Consider the following 26,142-nt stretch of genomic DNA (forward strand, 5'->3'; position numbering starts at 1 on the left):
GCCGCCGGAGGTCACAGCTTCGTCCACGCCTCCGTCAGTGTCGCGCGCAGGATCTGCTCGATCTCGTCGAACGTCTCCTGGTTGGAGATCAGCGGCGGGGCGAGCTGGACGACCGGGTCGCCGCGGTCGTCGGCACGGCAGTACAGGCCGTTGTCGAAGAGGGCCTTGGAGAGGAAGCCGTACAGGACGCGCTCGGTCTCCTCGTCGTTGAAGGACTCCTTGGTGTGCTTGTCCTTCACCAGCTCGATGCCGTAGAAGAAGCCGTTGCCGCGGACGTCGCCGACTATCGGCAGGTCGTGCAGCTTCTCCAGGGTCGCGCGGAAGGCGCCCTCGTTGTCGAGGACGTGCTGGTTGAGGTTCTCGCGCTCGAACAGGTCGAGGTTGGCGATGCCCACCGCCGCGGAGACGGGGTGGCCGCCGAAGGTGTAGCCGTGCAGGAAGGTGTTGTCGCCCTTGTAGAACGGCTCGGCCAGGCGGTCGGAGATGATGCAGGCGCCGATCGGGGAGTAGCCCGAGGTCATGCCCTTGGCGCAGGTGATCATGTCCGGGACGTAGTCGAACTTGTCGCAGGCGAACATCGTGCCCAGGCGGCCGAAGGCGCAGATGACCTCGTCCGACACCAGCAGCACGTCGTACTTGTCGCAGATCTCGCGGACCCGCCGGAAGTAGCCGGGCGGCGGCGGGAAGCAGCCGCCGGCGTTCTGGACCGGCTCCAGGAAGACGGCCGCGACCGTGTCCGGGCCCTCGAAGAGGATCTGCTGCTCGATCTGGTCGGCGGCCCAGCGGCCGAAGGCCTCGGGGTCGTCGCCGAAGAGCGGGGCGCGGTAGATGTTGGTGTTCGGGACCTTGTGCGCGCCCGGGACGAGAGGCTCGAAGGGGGCCTTCAGGGCCGGCAGGCCGGTGATGGACAGGGCGCCCTGCGGGGTGCCGTGGTAGGCGACCGCGCGGGAGATGACCTTGTACTTGGTGGGCTTCCCGGTCAGCTTGAAGTACTGCTTGGCGAGCTTCCAGGCGGTCTCGACCGCCTCGCCGCCGCCGGTGGTGAAGAAGACCTTGTTCAGGTCGCCCGGCGCGTGGTGCGCGAGGCGCTCGGCCAGCTCGACGGCCTTCGGGTGGGCGTAGGACCACACCGGGAAGAACGCCAGTTCCTGCGCCTGCTTGAAGGCGGTCTCGGCGAGTTCCGTACGGCCGTGACCGGCCTGGACCACGAACAGACCCGCGAGACCGTCGAGGTAGCGCCTGCCCTTGTCGTCGTAGATGTAGGTGCCCTCACCCCGGACGATGGTCGGGACGGGGGAGTTCTCGTACGAGGACATGCGGGTGAAGTGCATCCACAGGTGGTCGTACGCGGTCTGGCTGAGGTCCTTGGTGCTCACGGCTATCGGGTTCCCCACATGTAGGTCTGCTTCTTGAGCTTGAGGTAGACGAAGCTCTCGGTGGAGCGCACTCCGGGGATGGCTCGGATGCGTTTGTTGATGACTTCCAGGAGGTGGTCGTCGTCCTCGCAGACGACCTCCACCATCAGGTCGAAGGAGCCTGCGGTCATCACCACGTACTCGCATTCGGACATTGAGGTGACCGCGTCGGCGACGGACTCCACGTCGCCTTCCACGTGAATGCCGACCATTGCCTGCCGACGGAAGCCCACGGTGAGCGGGTCCGTGACGGCGACGATCTGCATCACGCCCTGGTCGAGCAGCTTCTGCACGCGCTGGCGCACGGCCGCCTCGGAGAGGCCGACGGCCTTGCCGATGGCGGCGTACGGACGTCGGCCGTCCTCCTGGAGCTGCTCGATGATGCCGAGGGAGACGGCATCCAGGTGCGGGGTGCCGTGCCTGGACTCGCGGGAGTCCTTGGGGTCTGCGCTTCGACTGGCCACGACGTCACTGTGCACGACGTCTCGACACTTCCGCAAGGCCATGGCGATGAAATTCGTTGTTTACGTGACTGAGACCTGCGGATTTCGCAGCGATGGCGCGATCGGGGGTGTTGAAAACGTGGGCGGGCGGATTAGGGTGGGTGTCTCAGCAACTGGACAGTCAAAACGGTTAAGAACCTGACAGGAGGCCGGCAGTGAGCACCGAGCTGCGTGGGCTGCGCACACTACGGAACTACATCGCCGGTGAGTTCCGGGACGCCGCCGACGGACGGACCACCGAGGTCGTCAACCCCGCGACGGGCGAGGCGTACGCGACCGCGCCCCTGTCCGGGCAGGCGGACGTGGACGCCGCCATGGCGGCGGCCGCCGCCGCCTTCCCGGCCTGGCGCGACACCACCCCCGCCGAGCGCCAGAAGGCTCTCCTGAAGATCGCGGACGCGTTCGAGGAGCGGGCCGAGGAGCTCATCGCGGCCGAGGTGGAGAACACCGGCAAGCCGATCGGGCTGACCCGCTCCGAGGAGATCCCTCCGATGGTCGACCAGATCCGCTTCTTCGCGGGCGCGGCCCGGATGCTGGAGGGGCGCAGTGCCGGCGAGTACATGGAGGGGTTGACCTCGATCGTCCGCCGCGAGCCGGTCGGTGTCTGCGCGCAGGTCGCGCCGTGGAACTACCCGATGATGATGGCCGTATGGAAGTTCGCCCCGGCGCTCGCGGCCGGCAACACGGTCGTGCTGAAGCCGTCGGACACCACCCCGGCGTCGACGGTCCTGATCGCCGACATCATCGGCTCGATCCTGCCCAAGGGCGTCTTCAACGTCATCACCGGCGACCGTGACACCGGCCGCCTGATGGTCGAGCACCCGACCCCGGCGATGGCCTCCATCACCGGTTCCGTGCGGGCGGGCATGTCGGTCGCCGAGTCCGCGTCCAAGGACCTCAAGCGGGTCCACCTGGAGCTGGGCGGCAAGGCGCCGGTCGTCGTGTTCGACGACACCGAAATCGCGAAGGCCGTCGAGGACATCTCGGTCGCGGGCTTCTTCAACGCCGGGCAGGACTGTACGGCCGCCACCCGCGTCCTCGTCCAGGAGGCCATCCACGACGAGTTCGTGGCCGCGCTGGCGAAGGCCGCCGCCGAGACGAAGACGGGGCAGCCGGACGACGAGGACGTCCTGTACGGCCCGCTCAACAACCCGAACCAGCTCAAGCAGGTCTCCGGCTTCATCGAGCGGCTGCCCGCGCACGCCAAGGTCGAGACCGGTGGCCACCAGGTGGGCGAGAAGGGCTACTTCTACGCCCCGACCGTCGTCTCCGGCCTCAAGCAGGACGACGAGATCATCCAGAAGGAGGTCTTCGGTCCGGTCATCACCGTCCAGTCCTTCACCGACGAGGACCAGGCCGTGGAGTGGGCCAACGGCGTCGAGTACGCCCTCGCCTCCTCCGTGTGGACCAAGGACCACGGCCGCGCGATGCGGATGTCCAAGAAGCTCGACTTCGGCTGTGTGTGGATCAACACCCACATCCCGCTGGTCGCCGAGATGCCGCACGGCGGCTTCAAGAAGTCCGGCTACGGCAAGGACCTTTCCTCGTACGGCTTCGACGACTACACGCGGATCAAGCACGTGATGACGTCGCTGGACGCGTAGAGCTCCGGCGGTTCGGCGGACACCCGCGCCGCCCCGGACGGGACACCTCCCGTCCGGGGCCGCAGCACGCCTCGCGTGACCGGTCAGGCCGACAGCCTCACCGCTCCGGGCGCGCCGACCGTCACCTCGTACGTCGAGGAGCGCCTGTCGGTGCTGCGTGCCGAGCAACTGCACGACCTCCTGGTCGAGTCGGTGGTCGCGCTCGCGGTGATGACCGTGGTGTCGGTGGCGCTGGGGTGGCTGATGGCGGGGCGGGTCCTGGCGCCGCTGCGCACGATGACGGCGAGGGCCCGCCGTATCTCCGCCGACAACCTGCACGAGCGGCTGGCCGTGCCGGGACCCGACGACGAGCTGAAGGCGATGGCGGACACCATCGACGGCGTACTCGCCCGGCTGGAGGGCGCGTTCGAGGCGCAGCGGCGTTTCGTCGCCAACGCCTCGCACGAACTGCGCACCCCGCTCACCCTCCAGCAGACGATCGTGGACGTGGCCCCCGCCGACCCCGAGGCGTCCGTGGACACCCTGCGTGCCGCGCTGCTGCGGGCGCGGGCGGCGGGGGAGGAACAGGAGCGGCTGATCGACGCGCTGCTGACTCTGGCCCACAGCCAACGCGGGCTGGAGCGGCGGGAGTTCGTCGATCTCACGGCGATCGTGCGGGATCGGCTGCCGACCGGTGGCCCTCGTGTGGAGGCCCGGCTGGATCCGGCGCCCGTGTTCGGCGATCCGCAGCTGATCGAGCGGCTGGTGGTCAACCTCGCCGACAACGCCGTACGGCACAACCTCCCGGAGGGGCAGGGGAGTTGGGTGCGCGTGTGGACGGGGGTGGACCCGACGGGCCGGCCCGGTCTGCGGATCGAGAACAGCGGGCCGGTGATCTCGCCGGACCAGGCGCCGGGGCTGTTCCAGCCGTTTTGCCGACTGGGCCCGGAACGTGTGCGGAAGCGGGACGGCGTCGGCCTGGGCCTGTCCATCGTCGCTGCGGTCGTGGCCGCACACGGGGGACGGGTGCTGGCACGGACGCGTCCCCAGGGCGGGTTGACCGTGGAGGTCAGCCTGCCCTCGGCCGGGCGGCCTTGCTGAGGGGCCGCCGATCGGGCAAGGTCCGGGCGGCCTTTCCGAGGGGCCTGCCGATCGACAGGGTGTCAGGTACAGGCGTTTGCGCTCGACGCGGCGTCGGTTGTCCGCCCACAGACAGCACCGGCATGCTGCCTCCCATGCCCCTCCCACCGAAGACGCCCCCGTTCTCCCGACGCTCCCTGCTGCGCGCGTTCGGTGGCGCCGCATTCCTCGGCGGCGTCGCCGGCTGCGGTGTACCCGCCGCGTACGTGGCGGCCGGCGACCGGGCCGTCGCCGACCGTTCCGCCATCGACAAGCGGCTGAACTGGGCGAACTGGCCGCTGTACATCGACACGGACGACGACGACACGACGAAGCGGCCGACGCTCGAGGCGTTCGAGAAGGACACGGGCATCTCCGTCGACTACGTCGAGGAGATCAACGACAACGACGAGTTCTTCGGCAAGATCAGCCCGGCGCTGATGAACCACCAGCAGACCGGCCGCGACCTGATCGTCATCAGCGACTGGATGTGCGCGCGGTTCGTGCGCCTGGGCTGGGTCCAGGAGATGGACCGCGCGAGCCAGCCGAACGTGACCGAGTATCTGGACCCGCTGCTCCGCTCGCCCGCCTTCGACCCCGGCCGCAGGTCCACCGTGCCGTGGCAGTCCGGGATCACCGGCATCGCGTACGACCGCCGCAGGCTGGGCCGGGAGATACGCCACGTCTGCGACCTGTGGGCGAGCGACCTCAAGGGGCGCGTGACCCTGCTGTCGGGCCTCGACGAGGCCTTCGCGCTGCTCATGCAGGGCAACGGCGTCGACATCACCCGGTGGAGGGCGGCCGACTTCGACAAGGTCTGCGACCAGGTGGAGAGGTACGTGGCCGACGGCCGGATACGCCGCTTCACCGGCAACGACTACACCAAGGACCTCGTCAGCGGTGACGTGCTGGCCTGCCAGGCGTACTCCGGCGACGTGATCCAACTCCAGGCGGACAACCCCGACATCCGCTTCGTCGTCCCCGAGGAGGGCGCGGAGCTGTGGTCCGACTCCCTGATGATCCCGGACCGCGCACTGCACAAGGCCAACGCCGAGCGCCTGATCGACTACTACTACGACCCCGAGGTCGCCGCGGAACTCGCCGCCTGGGTCAACTACGTCTGCCCGGTCCCCGCGGCCCAGGACGTCCTCGCCTCCGCCAAGGACGAGGAGACCGCGTCCCTGGCGGAGAACCCGCTGATCTTCCCGGACACGGAGATGCGCAAGCGACTCGCCGTCGCGCGCGACATCACGTCGAAGGAACGCGTGGAGTACGCGAAGCGCTGGAACGCGATCGTGGGTCTCTAGCCGCCGTCCAGGGTGGCTTTGCCATCTCTTTACAACCCGTTGCCCCACTGCCTCGTCTCTCCCGTCGATCTGCAACCCACCCCGCCGAGCCACCGGGCGGGGGGACCGACGAGAGAGAGCGATTCATGCGCCGAACTGTCTTGAGCGCCATGGCACTTGCATGCACCGCCGTGCTGGCGAGCGCGCTGCCCGCGTTCGCCGACGGGACGAGCCCGAGCGCGGCCCCGACCAGTCAGCCGTCCGTCGGCGACGAACCGTCGCCGGTGCCGTCCGCGACCCTCCCGCCGAGCGCCGCACCGAGCGCCGAACCGACCACAGATCCGAGTGCCGCGCCGACCGAGGCGCCCACCCCGGGCAGCCAGGTGTCCGTCGTGCCGAGCGGCGCGCCCGACACCGGTGTCGCCGAGGAGCCGGCGCAGTCCGGGCCCTCGGGCGGGCTGATCGGCGGGGGCGCCGCCGCGGCGGCCGCCGCGGGCGGCGCGGCCTTCTTCGTCGTACGGCGTCGGCGGGCGACCGGGGTATGACCTCGCTCTCCAGGCGCGCCTTCGTCACCGCGGCGGCGGCCTCCCTGCTCGTGAGCTGCGGGGGGCGTCCGGCCGGTCGGGACACGAGCAGCGGCACGCCATCGGCCTCACGGGCTTCCGCGAAGACGGTGCACGCCCCGGGACGTTCGGTCCCGGTCGGGCTGCGGATCCCGGCTCTCGGGGTCGACACACCGGTGATGCAGCTGGGGCTGGCCCCGGACGGCAGCGTGCAGGTGCCCCCGATCACGGCGCACGACCGGGCGGGCTGGTACCGGCACTCGCCGACGCCGGGGCAGACCGGTCCGTCGGTGATCCTCGGGCATGTCACGGTCGGGGACTACGGGGACGGCGTCTTCCGTCACCTCGACCGGCTGCGGCGGGGTGACCGGATCGCGGCGCGCCTGGAGAACGGCACGACGGCCGAGTTCGCCGTCACCGACGTACGGACGGTCGCCAAGGCGGAGTTCCCGGCCGAGGCCGTCTACGGGAACGTGAACCGGCCGGAGTTGCGTCTCATCACCTGCGGTGGACCCCGTACCGGTGACGGCTATCGCGACAACGTGATCGTCTTCGCCGTGTCGAGTTCGGCGCCGAGCTCCGCAGGAGAACGTTGAAACGGTCCCGCGAGAGGGCGGCGTCCGAGCTGTTCGCCGCCCTCTACCCGCGCCTCGCCGGCTGGTGCCGCCGGCTGGTCGACGACGACGAGACGGCCCACGAGATCGCCTCGGAGGCCTTCACCCGGCTCTGGGGCCGCTGGACGTCCGTCACCGAGCCCCGGGGGTTCCTCTACGTCACGGCGGCCAACCTCGTCCGGGACCACTGGCGCAAGCTGGAACGCGAACGCAGGGCCGTGCGCCGGGCCACCGCCGAGGCCGCCCTGCTCCCGCAGGCGGAGCAGGCCGACCCCTCCGTACGCCTGCTCGTGCAGTCGCTGCCGGAACGACTGCGCGTCCCGATCCTGCTGCACTACTACGCTGACATGCCGATCCGGGAGGTGTCCGTGCTGACCGGGCGCAAGGAAGGAACCGTCAAGGCCGATCTCCACGCGGCCCGCGAACTGCTCCGCGCCCATCTGGGGAGAAGCCTTGATCACACACTCTGACGATGCTCCGGAGTTCGAGCCCGACGACCCCCTCGCCGTCATCCTGCGGCCCGGCTCCGACTACCTCGGCCCGCCCGCCGGCCGTTACGAGGTGATTCGCCGCCGCGCGGCCCGCCGCCGACTGCTGCGCGCCGCGGCCGGGGTGGGTGCGACGTGTGCCGTCGCCGCCCTCGTCGCGCTGCCGCTCCGTCTGGCGGCGCACGAGGCCCCCCTGTCCCCGACGGTCCCCCTCGCCCCGCCGCCCGCGAGCAGCAGTCCATCGGTCCCGCCCGACCCGACGGCGGCGCCCGCGCCCGCCACCACCATGCCCGGCCCGACGCCCGCGTCCCCCAGCCCCTCCCCGACGGCCCCCACGACCGAGCCCGACCGCTCACCCTCGGTCACTCCGACCCCGCAGCCCAGCGAGCCGTCGGCCGCGATCGGCGACGGGGCAGCCGGCTCGCCCCCGAGCAGTGCCGGGCCGTAGATCACTCCCGGCTGGAACATCTGGTGACGCACCACACGGGAATTATGTTTTGAACGTGTTCAATTAGCGGCGTACGCTGCTGCCCATGAGCGACAGAGCCGCCCTGCTCAGGGGCATCCGCGCATGGTTGGTCCTCTTCGCCGTCTGCCTCGTGCTCAGCGGCGCCACCGCCTTCCCCTTGGTCCACGAACTGCGCTGGACCGAGGACCTGTTGCGGGCGCTGTCCGTGCCGGAGTACCTGCCCGGGCTCACGGACTGGATCGAGCGGGTCCGGCAGGGGCTCGACGTCGTCGACGCCGAATACCCCTTCGTGCTGTACGGCACGGACTGGCTGGCCTTCGCGCATCTCGTCATCGCGGTCGCCTTCTACGGCCCCTATCGCGACCCCGTACGCAACATCTGGGTCGTCGAGTTCGGGATGATCGCCTGCGCCGGGATCGTGCCGCTGGCGCTGATCTGCGGACCGGTCCGGGGGATCCCCTTCTGGTGGAGCGTGATCGACATGTCGTTCGGGGTCTTCGGGGTGATCCCGCTGTATGTCGTACGGAAGAAGATCAAGCGGCTGGAGGCGCTGACGGCTCCGGTGCCGTCAGCGCCGGCCGGTGCCGCCGTCAGCGGTTGAACGCGGGGAAGGCGAAGCGTTGGGCGATGGGCAGGCCGTCGCCCTTCGCGTCGGTCGAGTTGACGGAGTAGACCACCGTCCGGGACAGGTCGCGGGTGGCCGCGACGACCGTGTGGTAGCCGGGGCGCGCGCCCGTCTTGCCCCAGATCTCCTTGCCGTTCAGCTCGAATCTCTGCAGCGCGGCGCCCATCGTGGCCCCGTCGATGTCCGGGACCGTGAACATCTCCGTCAGCTGCGGCTCGGGCACGACCTGCCCGCGGAACAGGGCGAACAGCAGCTGTTCCAGGTCGGCCGTCGTCGAGATCAGGTCGCCGGCCGCGAACCGGTCCGACATGTTCCAGTCGGTCACGTCCACCAGCTTGCCGTCGATCCAGTCGTACCCGCGGTTGTGCGGGCCGTGGATACGGGGGTCGGGGCCGTCGGGGAACGACGTGTGCCGCATGCCGAGCGGGCGGAAGATCCGTGCGGCCGCCTGGTGCGCGTACGAGTCGCCGGTGACCTTCTCGATCAGCATGCCGAGCACGGTGTAGTGGATGTTGCCGTACCGCTGCCGGGCGCCGGGCGCGTATTCGGGGTCGGGACCCTTGGCGACCGACGCCGCCACGACCTCCTCGGGTGTCAGCGTCTCGAAGCGGTGTTCATAGCCGTCGTCGACGTCCTCGCCGAGGGACGCGCCCGGCTGCAGACCGCTGGTGAAGTTCAGCAGCTGCCGGACGGTGATGGGCGCGAAGTCCTCGGTGAGCAGGCCGGGCAGGTACCGCTGCACCGTGCCGTCCAGGGAGATCCGGCCCTCGGCGGCGAGTTGCAGCACGAGCGCCGCGGTCACGATCTTCGTCGTCGATCCGGCCCGGAACCGCGCGTTCTCCAGCGCGGGCGCCCCGGTTCTCAGGTCGCGCACCCCTGCGACACCGTGCCAGCTCCCCCTGCCGCCCACCCGCACCAGGGCCGCGGTGGCGTCCTGGTCCGGGAGGCCCTTGATGGCGGCCTCCAGGGCCTCGGTGTCCGGGCCGGTCGTGGTCGTTGTGTGTGCCGCCGCCGGCCCGGACGCGGCGAACGCGGGGGCGGCCAGCGGGGCGGCGCCCAGGGCGAGGACGAGGGAGGCGGCGAGGACGGTCGTACGGCGTCGGGCGCGCATGCGTCTGCTCCAGAGGTCGACGTATGTGTCTGTGATCATCCTCAGGCCGTACGACGTTCCCCCGGATCGTCGGCGAGGAGGGCACCGGACCCTGGCGCAACCCCTAGCAAGTGCCTTGTGCGGCAAGGGTGTTGTCGGGGTGAGCCCTTAAGGGCAGGCAAAAAAGTGTTATCCGGGCGTCCTTCACACCGTCTCCGCACTGTGATCCCGGACATAGCCAACAGCCCCGGTCCGCCTGAGAGGGTGCGTGCAGAAGACCACTGACCTCAGCCGTCGCATCAGCCACCGAAAGGGCCTCGTGGACACTCAGCACTGGCGCTCCACCATCGCCGCCGCGCAGGCAGGCGACCGGCAGGCGCTGGACGAGCTCGTCGCGGGCTGGCTGCCGCTGGTGTACAACATCGTCGGCCGCGCCCTGAACGGCCATGCCGACGTCGACGACGTCGTCCAGGAGACGATGCTGCGGGCCGTCGACAACCTCGGTTCGCTGCGTGACCCGGACAGTTTCCGGTCCTGGCTGGTGGCGATCGCGATGCGGCAGATCCGGGACCGGGCCCGCCGCAGGACCCCCGACCGGCTGGACGAGTCGGCACCGCAGGACGCCGCCGACTTCGCCGAACTGACCGTTCTCAAACTCCAGTTGGAGGGGCAGCGGCGCGAGGTCGCGGAGGCGGTGCGCTGGCTCGACGACGAGGACCGCCAGCTGCTGTCCCTGTGGTGGCTGGAGGTCGCCGGCGACCTGAGCCGACGCGAGCTCGCCGCGGCCGTCGGCATCAGCCGGCAGCACGCCGCCGTGCGCGTCCAGCGGATGAAGGAACGCCTGGAGACCTCGCGCGGCATCGTGCGCGCCCTGGAGGGCGCCTGCCCGGACCTGCGCGAACTGACCGCCCGCTGGAACGGCCGCCCCGACTCGGTCTGGCGCAAGCGCCTGGCCCGGCACCAGCGGGGCTGCGGCTACTGCGGCGACGCCCGCGAGCCGGTCGTACCGGCGGAGCGCCTGCTCGTCGGGATCGCGCTCGTCCCGATCCCCGTCGGCTTCACCCTCTCGCTGGCCTTCGGCGGCAAGACCGCGGCGGCGGCCACCGTCGCCGGCACCTCCGTCGGCTGGTCCGCCAAGGTGCTGGGCGCGCTCACCAAGCCGGCCGTCGCCATGACGGCGGGCGCGACCATCGTCGCGGGCGGCGCCTACGTCGTCACGCAGCCCCCGGACGCGACCCCGCCACCGCGCGCGGCCGTCACCAGCTCCGCCCCGCCGGTCGCCTCAGCCCCGCCGCCCGTTTCGGCCTCCCCGTCCCCCTCACCGTCGCCGACGAAGAAGGCCGACCTGTACGGCACCGTCGTCGACGCCGTCGACCGGGCACCGGACCCGGACACCGAGCCCAGGGCGCTGCCGCACCGGCCCGAGGCCGGGATCACCAGCACCGGCGGCCGTCAGGCCGTGATGCAGCACCGGGGCGACAGCGTCACGCTCAGCGGCCAGGGCTACGTCCTGGTCCGCTGGCAGATATCGCCGCAGTCACGGCCCGGCTCCCTGGTCATGCCGACCTGGACCGGCCTGAAGGGCAAGCTCTTCCACGTCGCGTCCGGCGGCGGCCGCCGCATGGACGACCCCATGGCGGGCAGCCCGGGCGACTTGGCCACCGGCATGGGCGGCCCGGACATCGGATACGCGGTCCTGCCGGACGGCACCCAGCAGATGTGGCAGAACGAGTACTTCTACGTCGACGGCAGCGTCACCCTCACCGTGAACGAGCGGGGCGCCGACTACGGCCTGACCGTCTTCCCGACGACCTGGGACAAGGCGACCGAGGACATCAAGGCAGGCCCTCCCCGGGGTGCGATCCGCTACGGCCTCGTCCGCGACACCGGCAAGGACGACACCCCCGTGCCGCAGTACGTCACCCGCGCGACCCCGGCCGACCCCGCGACCGTCCCTCAGGAGTCGCGCGTGTAGCGCTCCTGCGCCTCCATCACCTCGTCGCCGTGCTCGAACGCCCAGGCGCCGAAGGCGTCGATGGGGGCGAGCAAGGTCCGCCCCAGCGCGGTGAGTTCGTACTCGACGCGGGGCGGCGAGCCGCCGTACGCCCGCCGCGCGACGAGGCCGTTGAACTCCAGCCGCCGCAGCGTCTCGGTCAGCACCTTCTGGCTGATGCCCCCGATGCGGTCCCTCAACTCGCCGTGGCGTACGGGTCCTTGGCGCAGCGCCCACAGCACCACCGCGTTCCAGGTGTTGGCGAGCAGGTCGAAGGCGAGCCGGGCACGGCAGTCGGCGAGAAACGTCTGGTCCACGTACCGAATGGTGCCCGAACGGCTTCCTACAGTCCTGCTCATGCGTATAGGAATCCTGGGCAACGGGGGAATGGCGGACGCGCTCGGCGCTCAGTGGGCGCGCGCCGGACACGAGGTGGTCGCCGGAAGCCGGTCGGGCGGTACGGGGCTGCGGGAGGCGGCGGAGTCCGGGACGGACGCGGTGCTGCTGGCGCTGCCGTACGAGGCCGTGGTCCATGTCGTCGCCGGGCTCGAAGACGTGCTGCGCGGGCGGGTGTTGGTCGACTGCACGAATCCGGTGGGCGGCCCGGGCTTCGGCCTGCTCACCGCGGGCGGCCCCTCGGCGGCCGAGCGCGTCGCCTACGCCGCCCCCGCCGCCCACGTGGTGAAGGCCTTCAACCTCTGCCACGTCGACGTCTGGCGCCTGACCCCGCCGGTCTTCGACGGCCGCCCGCTCGCCGTCCCCCTGTGCGGGGACGACGAGTCGGCGCTCTCCGTCGTACGACGACTCGTCCACGACCTCGGCTGCGAGCCGCTGAACGCCGGGGGACTGGACCGGGCCGGTCTGGTGGAGGCGACGGCCGCGCTGCTGATCGGGCTGTGGGTGGGGGAGGGGGCCGACGCACAGGCGATCGCGCCGCCGGTGGAGTTCGCCGGTGTCCGTGCCCAGGCCTAGGAGGCGGCTGCCGTCGGTGGCGGCATCATCCCCGTCACCACGCGCCGTACCTCGCGAGCAGCCACGGAGTGAGCCTCGATGCTCTCCAGCGCATCGGCGAGTCGTTCGTAGCCGCCGGTCTGGTGCCGGCAGATCCGGGCGATCTCGAAGAGGAGCACACGCGTCGGCAGAGACGGGTTCAGAGAACTCGTGTCGAGCCTGGTCTCGGCGAGCCAGACACTGCGGACCGACGGTTCCCTCACCGAGATCGTCTTCTCCAGCGCATCCACCAGGTCCCGCACCGCCGGCGTGCTCGTCCCGGGATAGGCGGGGTGCGCGGCCGTGCCGGGGAGACCGGGATATTCGGGTCGTCGCCGGGTCTCCCGGGACGGCGCGGCGGCGACCCTGAGAAGGGTCTCCCTGGAGGCCTCCTCGTCCCGCCCGCCGATGTGGACGTCGCACATCTCCCGGATCCTGCCGGGCAGCGCTCCTTGCGGGCCGGGGAGCAGAACGACCGGGAAGAAGCGTTGCCAGTCGGACGAGCCGTCGGAGAGCGCCGCGTCCAGGACGGCGTCGGTCATGTCGCCGGTGGCGAGGTAGTGATCGGACAGGGCGATGATCACTTTGCGGGCCATTGCGCCCGCCCCCCGCTTCGCCCCTCAATCAGACACCGACCCTAAAACGGTAGGAGCCCTTGCAGCCTCGACTTCGCACGAAAGTGGAGGCGCGACCTCGATCAGGCCCTCACTGCGCAGGGCCCGGCTGGTGGTCCGCCCGCAGGGCACACAACGCGGCGATGCGGTTGGTGGTGATCGAGTCGACGCCGATGTCGATGAGGCGGCGCATGGAGCGGCGGGTGTCCGGGGTCCAGACGGAGAGCAGGTAGCCGTCGGTGTGGACGCGTTCGGCGAGGGCGCGGTCCACCAGTCCGAAGCGGTAGTTGAGCCAGCGCGGCCGGATCACGTCCAGCAGCGCGGGCCGCGGCGGCGCAAGTGTCGTCCAGGTCAGCGCGATCTCGGCGGCCGGGTCGGCGGCGCGCACGGCGAGCATGGCCGTGGCGTCCGCGCAGTAGTACACGCGCTCCGCGGCCCCGCACTCGCGCACGACGTCCACGACCCGGCGCGCCACCCGCACGTCGGACGTGCCCGGCAGGTCGAGCATCACCCGGCTGTCGCCGGTCGCGGCGAGCGCCCGGGCCAGCGTCGGCACCTTGTCGTCCGTGAGTCCGCGCACCTCGTCGGCCGACAGCGACAGCAGCGGCCGGTCGTGCTCCCACAGCCGCTTCAGCGTCTCGTCGTGCAGCAGCACGGGCACGCCGTCCCGGGTGAGCCGTACGTCGATCTCGACCGCGTCCGCGCCCATGTGGAGCGCGGAACGCAGCGAGTCGATCGTGTTCTCACGGACGCGATAGGGGTCGCCGCGGTGTGCCACGGCGGTCAGCTTCTGCATGCGCCCATTGTGCTGGGCTCAGGGCGCGAGCCAGGCGGCGGTGTAGCTGTCGATCTCTTCCTTGATGCGGGTCTTGCCGGCCGCGTCGAGGAAGGACGCCTCCACCGCGTTCTTGGCGAGGTCGGCCAGGCCCCGCTCGTCCAGGTCCAGCAGCCGGGCGGCGACCGCGTACTCGTTGTTGAGGTCGGTGCCGAACATCGGCGGGTCGTCGGAGTTGATGGTGACCAGGACGCCGGCCTTCACGAACTCCTTGATCGGGTGCTCGTCCAGGGTGCGCACCGCGCGGGTGGCGATGTTCGAGGTCGGGCACACCTCCAGGGCGATCCGGTGCTCGGCGAGGTGGGCGAGGAGCTTCTCGTCCTGCGCGGAGCTGGTGCCGTGCCCGATCCGCTCGGCACGCAGGTGGGTCAGCGCGTCCCACACCGTCTCGGGACCGGTGGTCTCGCCCGCGTGCGGCACCGACCGCAGCCCGGCCGCGATGGCCCGGTCGAAGTGCGGCTTGAACTGCGGCCTGGGTACGCCGATCTCGGGCCCGCCGAGCCCGAAGGACACCAGCCCCGCCGGACGCACCCGGTCCTCGGTGGCCAGCCGTGTCGTCTCCTCGGCGGCCTCCAGACCGGCCTCGCCGGGAATGTCGAAGCACCAGCGCAGCATGGTCCCGAAGTCGGCCTCGGCCGCCTTGCGGGCGTCCTCGATCGCGTCCATGAAGGCGCCCTCGTCTATCCCGCGCCGGGTCGAGGAGAACGGCGTGATGGTCAGCTCGGCGTAGCGCACCTGTTGCCGGGCCAGGTCCCGGGCCACCTCGTACGTCAGCAGCCGTACGTCCTCCGGGTTCCGGATCAGGTCGACGACGGACAGGTACACCTGGATGAAGTGGGCGAAGTCCGTGAACGTGAAGTAGTCGGCCAGGGCCTCGGGGTCGGTGGGCACCTTGGAGTCGGGGTGGCGGGCGGCCAGTTCGGACACGATCCGCGGGGAGGCGGAGCCGACGTGGTGTACGTGCAGTTCGGCCTTGGGCAGCGCCGCGATGAAGGCGTGCAGATCGCGTGGCGCGGGGGCTTCGAGGGCGTCGAGATGTTCGGTCAAGGTTCCTCCCCGGGAACGGCGTACCCGGCCGGTGCAGGGCGCGGCGGGACGCGGGTGATCGGCTGATCGGTGACTCGGGGATCATCGTAGGCCGGGGTCACGCGGGACGGGCCAGGGCCTTAGCATGACGGCACGTTCAACGGAGGGGGGCCCGCGCATGTCCGACGACGCGCAGACGCCGGAAGCGCAGGAAAACGGGGCCGGCCGGCCGAGGCCGACGGGCGGGACCGGTGAGCCGGCCGACGCTCCCCGCGACCCGTGGGCCGCGCCGTCGGACGAGGGGCACGACCGGCCCGCCGCCGGGTCGAAGACCTGGCCGACGCCGCCGCAGGACACCCCCGCCGGGCCCGGTGCCACCATCGCCGACACGGGGGCCACGGCCCGGCCGACGGTACCGCCGACCTCCACACCGTCCTCCTCCGTGCACGACCAGCAGACGGTCACCTCGATGCCGGGCGTGGACGGCAAGCCGCCGGTCGGCGGCCCCGAGGCGCCCCAGCCCTGGACCTCGCCCTTCGCGCCGCCGAACCCGTCGGCCCCGGCCGACGGCTCGGACAACCCCTTCGCCGCGCCGAACCCCACGGCACCCGTGAACCCCGGACCGGCGGGCACCTTCCCGCCCCCGGGCCCCGTCGCCCCCTTCCCGGCCGCGCCCTACGGGCAGGAGCAGGTCCCTCCGCCGCCCATCGCCCCCGGCGGCCCCGGCCAGGCCCCCTACGGCTACCCCGGCGGCTACGGCTACCCGGCCCCGCCCGGCCACGGCGCCCACGGTCCGCAGGCCCACGGCGTCGGCGGCTACTACGGCTGGCCCGGCATGGCGCCCGCGCCGAACAACGGGATGGGCACGGCCGCGCTGGTGATCGGCATCGTCTCCGCCGTCGGCTTCTGCATGTGGCCGATCGCCATCATCGGCGGCATCCTCGCGGTGGTCCTGGGTGTGCTCGCCCGTCAGAAGGCGCGGCGGGGCGAGTCCACGAACGCCGGCCAGGCCCTGGCCGGGATCATCTGCGGCTCGGTGGGGCTGGCACTGTCCGTCGGGATGATCGCGCTGCTGGTCTACGCGTCGTAGCGTCGGCCGACCGGGAGGGGCGACAGCGCCGGCCGACCGGGAGGGGCGTAACAGCGCCGCCCGAACGGGATGCGGGTCGGCCGTCGTCAGAGGGCGGACCCGCTCACCATCCGCACTCGCTCACCGCCGGCGCCCGCTCCCGTCCGCGCCTGCTCACCGCCGGCGCCCGCCCGCAGTCCGCACTCCCTCACTGCCGGCGCCCGCTCCCGTCCGCCGCCGCTCACTGCCGGCACTCGCCCGCAGTCCGCCCCCGCTCGCCAGTCCGCACCCGCTCACCGCCTACCCCCGCAACCGCCCCCGCGCCTCCATCAGCGCGAACCCCAGCAGATTCGGCCCCCGCCACCGCTCCGGATCCTGGGCCGCCTCGTCGTCCGCGGCGAGGCCGATGCCCCACACGCGGTCCACCGGGCTCGCCTCCACCAGCACCCGCTCGCCGGTACCGAGCAGAAACTCCCGCAGATCGTCGTGCGCGGCGAACTTCCACACGCTGCCCTCGACGACGATCCCGAAGCGCTCGCGCTCCCATCTCGCCTCGTCGAAGCCCCGCACGAGCCGCCCGGCCTTCTTCGCCTCGGCGGGATGCTCCGCCGCCAGCACGCGCCGCTCCGCCTCCGCGTCTTCGAAAAGCCGCGCCTTGCCCGCCATCATCCAGTGCTCGGCGGTCGCGTAGGTCACGCCGTCCACCACGAACGGTGACGGCCACCACTGGCTCAGGCAGCTCGCCCCGACCCGTCCGTCGGGCCGCGGCCGGTGCCCCCAGAAGTGCAGATACTTGATCCTCGCACCCGCCCGGGCCGCCCTGACCAGCGCTTCCCGTGAGTCGATCTTCCCCGTGATCCCTTCCATGCACGCGAGTCTGGCAGCCGCCACTGACACTCCGTCCCCCCTTTTCCATGGCGACTCGACACCTGGTCGACAGATTCCGTCGCGTAACCAAAAGGCAACAACGGAATCACTTGTTGGACGCCCTTTGCTCTGTCAGGATCGGCACTCAAATCGAGCTGGAGCTACGCCGCCCGCCTCCGACGAACGCGGGGGCGACGGCGGAGGAGAGCGAGAGCGACATGCACAACCCGGGCAATGCCACCCCGGAACGATTTCCGGCCCAGGACCGCTTCGCGGACGGCGCGCAGTTCGTCGCGGGGCGCCTGACCAAGGGCACCTCCGGCCGTACGCACGCGGTCGTCGACCCGTCGACCGGCGAGGAGGTGTACACGTACGAACTGGCGGGCGCCGCCGACGTGGACGCGGCCGTCGCCGCCGCCCGCGCGGCCTTCCCGGGCTGGTCCTCGGCCACCCCGGGCGAGCGTTCCGACGCCCTGCACCGCTTCGCCGCCGTGCTCGCCGAGCGTGCGGAGGACTTCGCCCGCGCCGAGTCCCTCCAGTGCGGCAAGCCGCTCAAGCTGACCCGAGAGTTCGACGTCCCGGGCACCATCGACAACACCGCCTTCTTCGCGGGTGCCGCCCGTCACCTCCAGGGGCAGTCGGCCGGCGAGTACTCCGGCGACCACACCTCGTACGTACGCCGTGAACCCATCGGCGTCGTCGGCTCCATCGCGCCCTGGAACTACCCCCTCCAGATGGCCGCCTGGAAGATCCTCCCGGCGATCGCCGCGGGCAACACCATCGTCCTGAAGCCCGCCGAGCTCACCCCGCTCACCTCGCTGCTCTTCGCCCGGGCGGCCACCGACGCCGGGATCCCCGACGGCGTCATCAACATCGTCACCGGCACGGGCAAGGAGGCCGGCGAGCACCTCGTCGGCCACCCGGACGTGGCCATGACCTCCTTCACCGGCTCCACCGGCGTCGGCAAGCGCGTCGCCGAGGTCGCCACCGCGACCGTCAAGCGACTCCATCTGGAGCTGGGCGGCAAGGCGCCCTTCGTGGTCTTCGACGACGCCGACCTGGAGGCGGCCGTCAACGGCGCGGTCGCGGGCGCGCTCATCAACACCGGGCAGGACTGCACGGCCGCCACGCGCGCGTACGTACAGCGGCCCCTCTACGAGGCGTTCGTCGAGCAGACGGCCGCGCTCATGGAGACCGTCCGGCTGGGCGATCCCTTCGCACCGGGCACCGATCTCGGGCCGCTCATCTCGCACGTCCAGCGCGACCGGGTCGCCGCTTTCGTCGACCGGGCGCGTGCCTACGCGCGCGTGGTGACCGGCGGCGAGGCTCCTCAGGGAGATCTCAAGAACGGCGCGTACTATCGCCCCACCCTGGTCGCGGACGCCGCCCAGGACAGCGAGATCGTCCAGTCCGAGCTCTTCGGGCCGGTGCTCGTCGTCCTGCCCTTCGACAGCGACGACGAGGGGATCCGGCTGGCCAACGACACCCCGTACGGGCTCGCCGCCTCCGCCTGGAGCCGCGACGTCTACCGCGCCAACCGCGCCACCCGCGAGATCAAGGCGGGCTGCGTATGGATCAACGACCACATCCCGATCATCAGCGAGATGCCCCACGGCGGATACCAGGCGTCCGGCTTCGGCAAGGACATGTCCACGTACTCGTTCGAGGAGTACACGCAGATCAAGCACGTCATGTTCGACAACACGGCGGTGCCCCGCAAGGACTGGCACCGCACGATCTTCGGGGACCGATAGCCGTATTCAGGCCGCCTGACCCGCGGCCGCTCACCATCCTCCCGAAAGGGCACCACGCGCATGGAGCAGTACGAGCCCGACCGCCTGTCCCCGGCCCAGGTGGCCGCCGTGCGGCGCAGCTTCAGGAACGGCAGGGCCTCCCTCACCCGCCGTTCACTGCTGCGCGCCTCCGCGGGCGGCGCGCTCGCGGTCGGCGGAATGGGCGCGCTGAGCGCCTGCGGCATTCCCGCGGCGGGCAAGACGCATGGCGGGGTCTCCGCGGACGACCTCTCGGCGAAGGAGAAGACCGTCGACTTCTCCAACTGGACCGAGTACATGGACGTGGACGACAGCGAGAAGCACCACCCCACGCTCGACCGGTTCACGGAGCGGACCGGCATCAAGGTCAAGTACACCGAGGACATCAACGACAACAACGAGTTCTTCGGCAAGATCAAGCCGCAGCTCGCCGCGGGCCAGGACACCGGCCGCGACCTCATCGTCCTCACCGACTGGCTGGCTGCCCGCCTGATCCGCCTGGGCTGGGTCCAGAAGCTCGACCCGTCCAACCTCCCGCACGCCTACGCCAACCTGTCGGCGCAGTTCCGCGACCCCGACTGGGACCCCGGCCGCGCCTACTCGTACGTCTGGCAGGGCATCTCCACGGTCATCGCCTACAACAAGAAGGCGCTGGACGGCGTCGAGGTGAAGTCGGTCTCCGACCTGCTCGACAACCCCAAGCTCAAGGGCCGCGTCGGCTTCCTGTCGGAGATGCGCGACAGCATCGGCATGACGCTGCTCGACATGGGCAAGGACCCGGCGAACTTCACCGCCGACGACTACGACGCGGCGATCGCCCGCCTCCAGAAGGCCGTCGACAAGGGCCAGATCCGTCGCTTCACCGGCAACGACTACACGTCCGACCTGACCAGCGGCGACTTCGCTGCCTGCATAGCCTGGGCCGGTGACGTCGTCCAGCTGAAGGCGGACAGCCCCGACATCGACTTCCTGATCCCGGACAGCGGATACATGACGTCGACCGACAACCTGCTGGTCCCCAACAAGGCGCGTCACAAGACGAACGCCGAACGGCTCATCGACTACTACTACGAGCCGAAGCCGGCCGCCGAACTCGCCGCGTACATCAACTACGTGTGTCCCGTCGACGGTGTGAAGCCCGAACTGGAGAAGATCGACAAGGATGCGGCGAACAACCCGCTGATCATCCCCGACAAGGCCATGGCCGAGAAGTCCCACGCCTTCCGCTCACTGAGCTCGAAGGAAGAGACGGCCTTTGAAGAGAAGTTCGCGAAGCTGACTGGGGCGTGATCACCGTGACGACGAACAAGACAGACCACGGAGGCGACGTCCGCCTCTCGGGCATCAGCAAGACCTACGGCTCCTTCACCGCCGTACACCCGCTCGACCTGACCGTCCCGCAGGGCTCCTTCTTCGCCCTGCTCGGCGCCTCCGGCTGCGGCAAGACCACCACCCTGCGCATGATCGCGGGCCTGGAGGAACCTTCCTCCGGCACCGTCTTCCTCGGCGACCAGGAGGTCACCAACCTGCCGCCGTACAAGCGGCCGGTGAACACGGTCTTCCAGTCGTACGCCCTCTTCCCGCACCTCGACATCTTCGAGAACGTCGCCTTCGGCCTGCGCCGCCGCGGCATCAAGTCGGTGAAGAAGCAGGTCGAGGACATGCTCGACCTCGTGCAGCTGGGCGAGCAGGCGCGCAAGAAGCCGCACCAGCTCTCCGGTGGCCAGCAGCAGCGCGTCGCGGTCGCCCGCGCGCTGATCAACCACCCCAAGGTGCTCCTGCTCGACGAGCCCCTCGGCGCCCTCGACCTCAAGCTGCGCCGTCAGATGCAGCTGGAGCTCAAGCGCATCCAGACCGAGGTCGGCATCACCTTCGTCCACGTCACGCACGACCAGGAAGAGGCCATGACCATGGCCGACACGGTCGCCGTGATGAACGCGGGCCGCGTCGAGCAGCTCGGCTCGCCCACCGACCTCTACGAGAACCCGAACACCACGTTCGTCGCGAACTTCCTCGGCACCTCGAACCTCATCGAGGCCGAGGTCGACGCCAAGAGCGGCGACGACATCGTGCTGAAGGCGGGCGGCGGCAAGCTGGTGCTCCCCGAGGCGCGGTGTTCCGCCCCGACGCAGACCGGCGGCAAGGTACTGGTCGGCGTCCGCCCGGAGAAGATCTCCCTCATCCACGCCGACGACGCCGGCGAGATCCCCGAGGGCCGCAACCGCATCACCGGCAAGATCGCGGGCGGCAGCTTCATCGGCGTCTCCACGCAGTACGTCATCGACAGCGCCGTCTGCCCCGAGTTCGAGGTCTACGTCCAGAACGTCGACCGCGACACCCGGCTGGTACCCGGCGCCGACGTGGTCCTGCACTGGAGCCCGGCGCACACCTTCGGTCTCGACGCCGCCCAGGACATTGACGCGGGCACCGAGGAAGAGGCGGCCGCCTGATGTCGACCCTCACCGAGGCGCCCCCGCCTCTGGCGCCCACCGCGCCCGAGAAGAAGCCCCCGCGCAAGCGCGGCCGCCTGGTGCCGTACTGGCTGCTGCTGCCCGGGATCCTCTGGCTGATCGTCTTCTTCGCGCTGCCGATGATCTACCAGGCCTCCACGTCCGTGCAGACGGGCTCCCTGGAGGAGGGCTACAAGGTCACCTGGCACTTCGCCACCTACTGGGACGCCCTGTCCGAGTACTGGCCGCAGTTCCTGCGCTCGATCGCCTACGCCGCCGCCGCGACCGTCCTGTGTCTGCTGCTCGGTTACCCGCTCGCGTACCTCATCGCCTTCCGCGCGGGCCGCTGGCGGAACCTGATCATGATCCTGGTGATCGCGCCGTTCTTCACCAGCTTCCTGATCCGTACGCTCGCCTGGAAGACGATCCTCGCGGACGGCGGCCCGGTCGTCGGCGCCCTCAACACGCTGCACGTCCTGGACGTCACCAGCTGGCTCGGCTGGACCTCCGGCGACCGCGTGCTGGCCACGCCACTCGCCGTCGTCTGCGGTCTGACGTACAACTTCCTGCCGTTCATGATCCTGCCGCTGTACACCTCGCTGGAGCGCATCGACGGACGCCTCCACGAGGCGGCGGGCGACCTGTACGCGCGGCCCTGGACCACCTTCCGCAAGGTCACCTTCCCGCTGTCGATGCCGGGCGTGGTCTCCGGCACGCTGCTGACCTTCATCCCCGCGGCCGGCGACTACGTCAACGCGGACCTGCTCGGCTCGACGGACACGCGGATGGTCGGAAACGTCATCCAGAGCCAGTTCCTGCGCATCCTCGACTACCCGACAGCCGCGGCGCTCTCCTTCATCCTCATGGCCGGGATTCTCGCCATGGTCACGGTCTACATCCGCAAGTCCGGCACGGAGGATCTGGTTTAAATGGACACGCGACGGAGTCGCAAATTCGGCACGAGCGTCAACTGGCTCAAGCGCCATCTCGTCGTCATCGCGGGACTGCTGACGCTCGGATACCTCCTGCTGCCGAACGTCGTCGTCACGGTGTTCTCCTTCAACAAGCCGAAGGGGCGCTTCAATTACGAATGGCAGCAGTTCTCCACGGACGCCTGGAAGGATCCGTGCGGGGTCTCCGACCTGTGCGGCTCGCTGTCGCTCAGCCTCCAGATCGCCTTCTGGGCGACGCTCGGAGCGACCGCCCTCGGCACGGCGATCGCCTTCGCGCTGGTCCGCTACCGCTTCCGCGCGCGGGGTGCCGTCAACTCGCTGATCTTCCTGCCGATGGCGATGCCCGAGGTCGTCATGGCGGCCTCGCTGCTCACCCTGTTCCTCAACATGGGCGCGCAGCTGGGCTTCTGGACCATCCTCATCGCCCACATCATGTTCTGCCTCAGCTTCGTCGTGACGGCGGTCAAGGCGCGCGTGATGTCGATGGACCCGCGGCTGGAGCAGGCGGCCCAGGACCTGTACGCCGGCCCGTTCCAGACGTTCGTCAGGGTCACCCTGCCGATCGCGGCCCCGGGCATCGCGGCGGGCGCGCTGCTCGCCTTCGCGCTCTCCTTCGACGATTTCATCATCACGAATTTCAACGCGGGCTCGACCGTCACCTTCCCCATGTTCGTCTGGGGTTCGGCACAGCGCGGAACACCCGTTCAGATCAATGTCATCGGTACGGCCATGTTCCTGGTCGCCGTACTGCTCGTCCTGACCTCGATGGTCATCGGAAATCGCCGCACCAAGCAAAAGGCGTAACCGGAAACATCCTGTGGGGAGTTGAAATCATGGCCCCGAGCGCCATGAGCCGTTGGACCAAGTCTCTTTCCGACGCCCAGCCGGTCCCGTACTGGCTGGACGACCCCGGCAAGCCCCGTCCCGAGCCCGCCCTCACCGGTGCCGAGACCTGCGACCTGCTGGTCGTCGGCGGCGGCTACAGCGGACTGTGGACCGCGCTCATCGCCAAGGAGCGCGATCCGCAGCGGGATGTCGTCCTGCTGGAAGGCCGCGAGGTGGGCTGGGCCGCCTCGGGCCGCAACGGCGGCTTCTGCGCCGCCTCGATCACCCACGGTCCGGCCAACGGGCTCACCCGCTGGCCGGACGAGATCCACAAGCTTCAGGAGCTGGGCGCCCGCAACCTCGACGAGATCGAGAAGGCGGTCGCCCGGCACGATCTCGACTGCGACTTCGAGCGCACCGGCGAGATCGACGTGGCCACCGAGACGTACCAGGCGTGGGAACTGCGCGACTGGTACGAGGAGATGGAGCGCGAGGGCCTCGCCGACGGGGTGGAGTTCCTGGATGCGGAAGCCGTACGGGAACAGGTGGCGTCCCCGACCTTCCAGGCCGGCCTCCACGACCGCCGCGGCGTCGCCATGCTCAACCCGGCGAAGCTCGCCTGGAACCTGAAGCGGGCGTGCGTCCGGCTCGGCGTCCGCGTCCACGAGCACACGCCCGCGCTCACTCTGAAGCCGTACGGCGCCGGCATGGCCGTACGCACTCCGTACGGCTCGGTCCGCGCCCGCAAGGTCGCGCTCGGCACGAACATCTTCCCGAACCTGGTCAAGCGCGTCCGGGCCTACACGGTCCCGGTCTACGACTACGCGCTGATGACCGAGCCGCTGACGGCCGGCCAACTGGCGTCGATCGGCTGGAAGAACAGACAGGGGCTGGGGGACAGCGCCAACCAGTTTCACTACTTCCGCCTGTCCGCGGACAACCGCATCCTCTGGGGCGGCTACGACGCGATCTACCCGTACGGCGGCCGGATGCGCGCCGAGTACGACGACCGCCCGGAGACGTACGCCAAGCTCGCCGGGCACTTCTTCACCTGCTTCCCGCAGTTGGAGGGCGTCCGCTTCACGCACGCGTGGGGCGGCGCGATCGACACCTGCTCGCGCTTCTCGGCGTTCTACGGCACGGCCCACCACGGCAAGGTGGCGTACGCGGCGGGCTATACGGGCCTCGGGGTCGGGGCCACTCGCTTCGGCGCCGACGTGATGCTGGACCTGCTGGCGGGGGAGACCACGGAGCGCACCTCGCTGGAAATGGTCCGCAAGAAGCCGCTGCCCTTCCCGCCGGAGCCCTTCGCGTGGACGGGCATCGCCCTCACCAAGTGGTCGCTGGCTCGGGCGGACGCACACGGCGGGCGGCGCAACCTGTGGCTGCGGACGATGGACCGGCTGGGGCTCGGCTTCGACAGCTGAGCCGTGATCCGGCGAGATGTGATCCGGTTCACTCCGACGAGGGGCCAAAACCCGCGTAATGCTGCCAGGAGACCTCCCTCTCTCTCGTGACGCGACTCGCGTCGACGACAGAACAGGGAGGTCCCTCATGACTGGGGCGAAGACGGCGGTCGACTGGCTCGCATCCGTGGCTCCGGATCCCGAGGCCTGCCGCTGGGAGTGGGAACGCAACCCCCTCGGGATCGCGCTTCTGCCCGCAGGCAAGGCCTGGGACGTACTGATCGTGCCGGGTGTGCTCGGCTACCCCACGCTCGACGTCCTCACCCGCATCCTCGACCTGCCGGGACCGGTGCTGCTCGACTCCGGCGACGCCCGCCTGGGCTTCTTCGTACCGCCGGGCACCGCGGCCCGCTGGCTCGGCACGGGCATCCGTACGGCGGGCGCCGGTACCTGGATCGTGGTGCCGTACCCGGGCCGTGCCGCCCGTGGAGTCCGCTGGCTGGTCCCCCCGGACGGCTCCGGCACCCTCACCGACCCGGCACTCCTCGAACTGGCGATGCACGAGGCTGCGGCGGGTCTGGCGATGCACGAGAACGACTAGACGAGAACGACTAGACGAGAGCGACCAGACGAGAACGACCGGACGAGGACGACCAGACGAGGACGACCAGGAACGATCAGGCGGTCGTCCACCGCTTCCGGCGACTCGTCGGGCGCGCGTGCGGCCGACGCGGAAGGCCTTTCCCCACCGGCTACTCCGGCTCGTCGTCCGGCGTCATCCGCCCGAGGAACAGCCACAAGGACGAGAGCAGCACCGCACACAGACACCAACTGGCCACCACATCCAGTGGCCAGTGGTAGCCGCAGCGGATCAGGCCGAAACCGACGCCGACGTTGACGGCCGCACAGCCGATCAGGAGTTCCCTGCGGGCGTAGGCCGTGCGCAGCCACGGGAAGAGGAGCAGGGTCGCGGAGCCGTACGCGACGGCGGCCGTGGCGGTGTGGCCGGAGGGGTAGTAGCCGATGCCGGGAGGCATGGCGGGGGTGCCGTGGCGGGCCGTGAGTTCCTTGAGCGGGATGATCAGCGCCGGCACCAGGGCCATGAGGAGGGCCGCAGCGGTGGGCGGGAGCCACCAGCGGTCTGCACCACTGTGCCGGGCTCGCCAGGCGACGTAGGCCAGGACGCCGGCGAGGACGGGGACCGCGACCTGGGAATTACCCAGGTCGGCGAGAAAGTCGGAGAAGCGGTCCGGATGGACCAGGGTGTGGCTGACGCGTTCGTCCATGCTCAGCAGTGGGCCGTCGGCCACGACCTGCCAGGTGATCAGCGCGAAGAGGAGGGCCGGAAGCCCGAAGAGAAAGAAGGAGGCCGGCCGCCCCGGAACAGGGGGGGTGGTTCCGGGGCGGCCGATCAGATCGGATCGTCGCGCGCCCCGGGGGGTTTGGGGCGGGCGACTGTCCGATCGGTGAGGAGATCCGGAGCCGGAGGCACCGGTTGTGTGCGCGAGGGCACGACCAGGTCGAAGCTGGGGAGGCCCCGGCCTGATGTCGCCCACAGTCCCCTGTGGGCGGGGTGTATCTCTCATC

General features: G+C 70.5%; 27 protein-coding genes. 18 read left to right on the plus strand and 9 right to left on the minus strand.

What is annotated here, in order from left to right:
- Positions 1-11 precede the first annotated feature (11 nt).
- Together ADK57_RS04675 and ADK57_RS04680 are read right to left on the minus strand one after the other, a co-directional pair.
- On the minus strand, positions 12-1,394 hold the full coding sequence (locus ADK57_RS04675) for an aspartate aminotransferase family protein (protein ID WP_420711840.1): 1,383 nt from the start codon (positions 1,392-1,394) through the stop codon (positions 12-14).
- Positions 1,379-1,894 (minus strand): Lrp/AsnC family transcriptional regulator, encoded by a 516-nt coding sequence (locus ADK57_RS04680; RefSeq protein ID WP_053748074.1) that lies wholly within the window; start codon positions 1,892-1,894, stop codon positions 1,379-1,381. The genes ADK57_RS04675 and ADK57_RS04680 overlap by 16 nt, the downstream gene beginning before the upstream one ends.
- 179 nt (positions 1,895-2,073) lie before the next feature.
- Between ADK57_RS04680 and ADK57_RS04685 the strand changes: the two genes are divergently transcribed.
- The 8 genes from ADK57_RS04685 (at position 2,074) to ADK57_RS04720 (ending at position 8,641) form a co-directional block, all read left to right on the plus strand.
- Positions 2,074-3,522 (plus strand): gamma-aminobutyraldehyde dehydrogenase, encoded by a 1,449-nt coding sequence (locus ADK57_RS04685; RefSeq protein WP_053748046.1) that lies wholly within the window; start codon positions 2,074-2,076, stop codon positions 3,520-3,522.
- A gap of 75 nt (positions 3,523-3,597) precedes the next feature.
- Positions 3,598-4,602: a sensor histidine kinase gene (locus ADK57_RS04690; RefSeq protein ID WP_078972946.1), complete on the plus strand. Its 1,005-nt coding sequence runs from the start codon at positions 3,598-3,600 to the stop codon at positions 4,600-4,602.
- A 134-nt stretch (positions 4,603-4,736) separates the two neighbouring features.
- The gene (locus tag ADK57_RS04695; protein WP_053748075.1) at positions 4,737-5,927 is read left to right on the plus strand and encodes a polyamine ABC transporter substrate-binding protein; all 1,191 of its coding nucleotides are present in this window, start codon (positions 4,737-4,739) and stop codon (positions 5,925-5,927) included.
- 125 nt (positions 5,928-6,052) lie between these two features.
- A complete protein-coding gene (locus tag ADK57_RS04700; RefSeq protein WP_053748047.1) occupies positions 6,053-6,451 on the plus strand; it encodes a hypothetical protein in 399 nt (132 codons plus the stop codon).
- Complete coding sequence (locus ADK57_RS04705; RefSeq protein WP_053748048.1) at positions 6,448-7,065, plus strand: class F sortase; 618 nt, start codon at positions 6,448-6,450, stop codon at positions 7,063-7,065. Before ADK57_RS04700 ends, ADK57_RS04705 begins: the two co-directional genes overlap by 4 nt.
- The gene (locus ADK57_RS04710; protein ID WP_053748049.1) at positions 7,062-7,553 is read left to right on the plus strand and encodes an RNA polymerase sigma factor; all 492 of its coding nucleotides are present in this window, start codon (positions 7,062-7,064) and stop codon (positions 7,551-7,553) included. Before ADK57_RS04705 ends, ADK57_RS04710 begins: the two co-directional genes overlap by 4 nt.
- Entirely contained in the window at positions 7,537-8,019 is a 483-nt protein-coding gene (locus ADK57_RS46860) for a hypothetical protein (protein WP_078972947.1), read from the plus strand. The genes ADK57_RS04710 and ADK57_RS46860 overlap by 17 nt, the downstream gene beginning before the upstream one ends.
- A gap of 85 nt (positions 8,020-8,104) precedes the next feature.
- Positions 8,105-8,641 (plus strand): hypothetical protein, encoded by a 537-nt coding sequence (locus ADK57_RS04720; protein ID WP_053748051.1) that lies wholly within the window; start codon positions 8,105-8,107, stop codon positions 8,639-8,641.
- Here the strand turns inward: ADK57_RS04720 and ADK57_RS04725 are convergent.
- On the minus strand, positions 8,631-9,776 hold the full coding sequence (locus ADK57_RS04725) for a serine hydrolase domain-containing protein (protein WP_053748052.1): 1,146 nt from the start codon (positions 9,774-9,776) through the stop codon (positions 8,631-8,633). The two genes, ADK57_RS04720 and ADK57_RS04725, sit on opposite strands and share 11 nt — an antisense overlap.
- Positions 9,777-10,074: 298 nt before the next feature.
- Between ADK57_RS04725 and ADK57_RS04730 the strand changes: the two genes are divergently transcribed.
- Positions 10,075-11,730 carry an RNA polymerase sigma factor gene (locus tag ADK57_RS04730; protein ID WP_053748076.1) on the plus strand — a complete coding sequence of 552 codons (1,656 nt, stop codon included), beginning with the start codon at positions 10,075-10,077 and terminating at the stop codon, positions 11,728-11,730.
- Here ADK57_RS04730 and ADK57_RS04735 read toward each other — a convergent pair.
- The gene (locus ADK57_RS04735; RefSeq protein WP_053748053.1) at positions 11,712-12,107 is read right to left on the minus strand and encodes a winged helix-turn-helix transcriptional regulator; all 396 of its coding nucleotides are present in this window, start codon (positions 12,105-12,107) and stop codon (positions 11,712-11,714) included. The genes ADK57_RS04730 and ADK57_RS04735 overlap by 19 nt on opposite strands.
- Between ADK57_RS04735 and ADK57_RS04740 the strand changes: the two genes are divergently transcribed.
- Positions 12,106-12,720 (plus strand): NADPH-dependent F420 reductase, encoded by a 615-nt coding sequence (locus ADK57_RS04740; RefSeq protein WP_053748054.1) that lies wholly within the window; start codon positions 12,106-12,108, stop codon positions 12,718-12,720. The two genes, ADK57_RS04735 and ADK57_RS04740, sit on opposite strands and share 2 nt — an antisense overlap.
- Here ADK57_RS04740 and ADK57_RS04745 read toward each other — a convergent pair.
- From ADK57_RS04745 to ADK57_RS04755, 3 genes are all read right to left on the minus strand, one after another.
- Entirely contained in the window at positions 12,717-13,334 is a 618-nt protein-coding gene (locus ADK57_RS04745; RefSeq protein ID WP_053748055.1) for an effector-associated domain 2-containing protein, read from the minus strand. The two genes, ADK57_RS04740 and ADK57_RS04745, sit on opposite strands and share 4 nt — an antisense overlap.
- A gap of 109 nt (positions 13,335-13,443) precedes the next feature.
- A complete protein-coding gene (locus ADK57_RS04750; protein ID WP_053748056.1) occupies positions 13,444-14,148 on the minus strand; it encodes a glycerophosphodiester phosphodiesterase in 705 nt (234 codons plus the stop codon).
- A gap of 18 nt (positions 14,149-14,166) precedes the next feature.
- Entirely contained in the window at positions 14,167-15,234 is a 1,068-nt protein-coding gene (locus ADK57_RS04755) for an adenosine deaminase (protein ID WP_053748057.1), read from the minus strand.
- Between the two features lie 157 nt (positions 15,235-15,391).
- Here ADK57_RS04755 and ADK57_RS50855 point away from each other — a divergent pair, with 157 nt between their 5' ends.
- Positions 15,392-16,303, plus strand: coding sequence for a DUF4190 domain-containing protein (locus ADK57_RS50855; protein WP_234389958.1), 912 nt, complete (start codon positions 15,392-15,394; stop codon positions 16,301-16,303).
- A 279-nt stretch (positions 16,304-16,582) separates the two neighbouring features.
- Here ADK57_RS50855 and ADK57_RS04765 read toward each other — a convergent pair whose 3' ends face one another.
- On the minus strand, positions 16,583-17,149 hold the full coding sequence (locus tag ADK57_RS04765; RefSeq protein WP_053748058.1) for an NADAR family protein: 567 nt from the start codon (positions 17,147-17,149) through the stop codon (positions 16,583-16,585).
- A gap of 218 nt (positions 17,150-17,367) precedes the next feature.
- Here ADK57_RS04765 and ADK57_RS04770 point away from each other — a divergent pair, with 218 nt between their 5' ends.
- The 7 genes from ADK57_RS04770 (at position 17,368) to ADK57_RS04800 (ending at position 25,156) form a co-directional block, all read left to right on the plus strand.
- Entirely contained in the window at positions 17,368-18,903 is a 1,536-nt protein-coding gene (locus tag ADK57_RS04770; RefSeq protein WP_053748059.1) for a gamma-aminobutyraldehyde dehydrogenase, read from the plus strand.
- A gap of 60 nt (positions 18,904-18,963) precedes the next feature.
- Complete coding sequence (locus ADK57_RS04775) at positions 18,964-20,211, plus strand: ABC transporter substrate-binding protein (protein WP_053748060.1); 1,248 nt, start codon at positions 18,964-18,966, stop codon at positions 20,209-20,211.
- 5 nt (positions 20,212-20,216) lie between these two features.
- The gene (locus ADK57_RS04780; protein ID WP_053748078.1) at positions 20,217-21,371 is read left to right on the plus strand and encodes an ABC transporter ATP-binding protein; all 1,155 of its coding nucleotides are present in this window, start codon (positions 20,217-20,219) and stop codon (positions 21,369-21,371) included.
- Entirely contained in the window at positions 21,371-22,300 is a 930-nt protein-coding gene (locus ADK57_RS04785) for an ABC transporter permease (protein WP_053748061.1), read from the plus strand. The genes ADK57_RS04780 and ADK57_RS04785 overlap by 1 nt, the downstream gene beginning before the upstream one ends.
- Positions 22,301-23,128: an ABC transporter permease gene (locus tag ADK57_RS04790; protein WP_053748062.1), complete on the plus strand. Its 828-nt coding sequence runs from the start codon at positions 22,301-22,303 to the stop codon at positions 23,126-23,128.
- 29 nt (positions 23,129-23,157) lie between these two features.
- On the plus strand, positions 23,158-24,576 hold the full coding sequence (locus tag ADK57_RS04795; RefSeq protein WP_053748063.1) for an NAD(P)/FAD-dependent oxidoreductase: 1,419 nt from the start codon (positions 23,158-23,160) through the stop codon (positions 24,574-24,576).
- Between the two features lie 127 nt (positions 24,577-24,703).
- On the plus strand, positions 24,704-25,156 hold the full coding sequence (locus ADK57_RS04800; protein ID WP_053748064.1) for a hypothetical protein: 453 nt from the start codon (positions 24,704-24,706) through the stop codon (positions 25,154-25,156).
- A 151-nt stretch (positions 25,157-25,307) separates the two neighbouring features.
- Here ADK57_RS04800 and ADK57_RS04805 read toward each other — a convergent pair whose 3' ends face one another.
- On the minus strand, positions 25,308-26,141 hold the full coding sequence (locus tag ADK57_RS04805) for a phosphatase PAP2 family protein (protein ID WP_078972948.1): 834 nt from the start codon (positions 26,139-26,141) through the stop codon (positions 25,308-25,310).
- Between the last annotated feature and the right edge of the window lies 1 nt (position 26,142).

The organism is Streptomyces sp. MMG1533 (assembly GCF_001279775.1).
GTDB lineage: Bacteria > Actinomycetota > Actinomycetes > Streptomycetales > Streptomycetaceae > Streptomyces.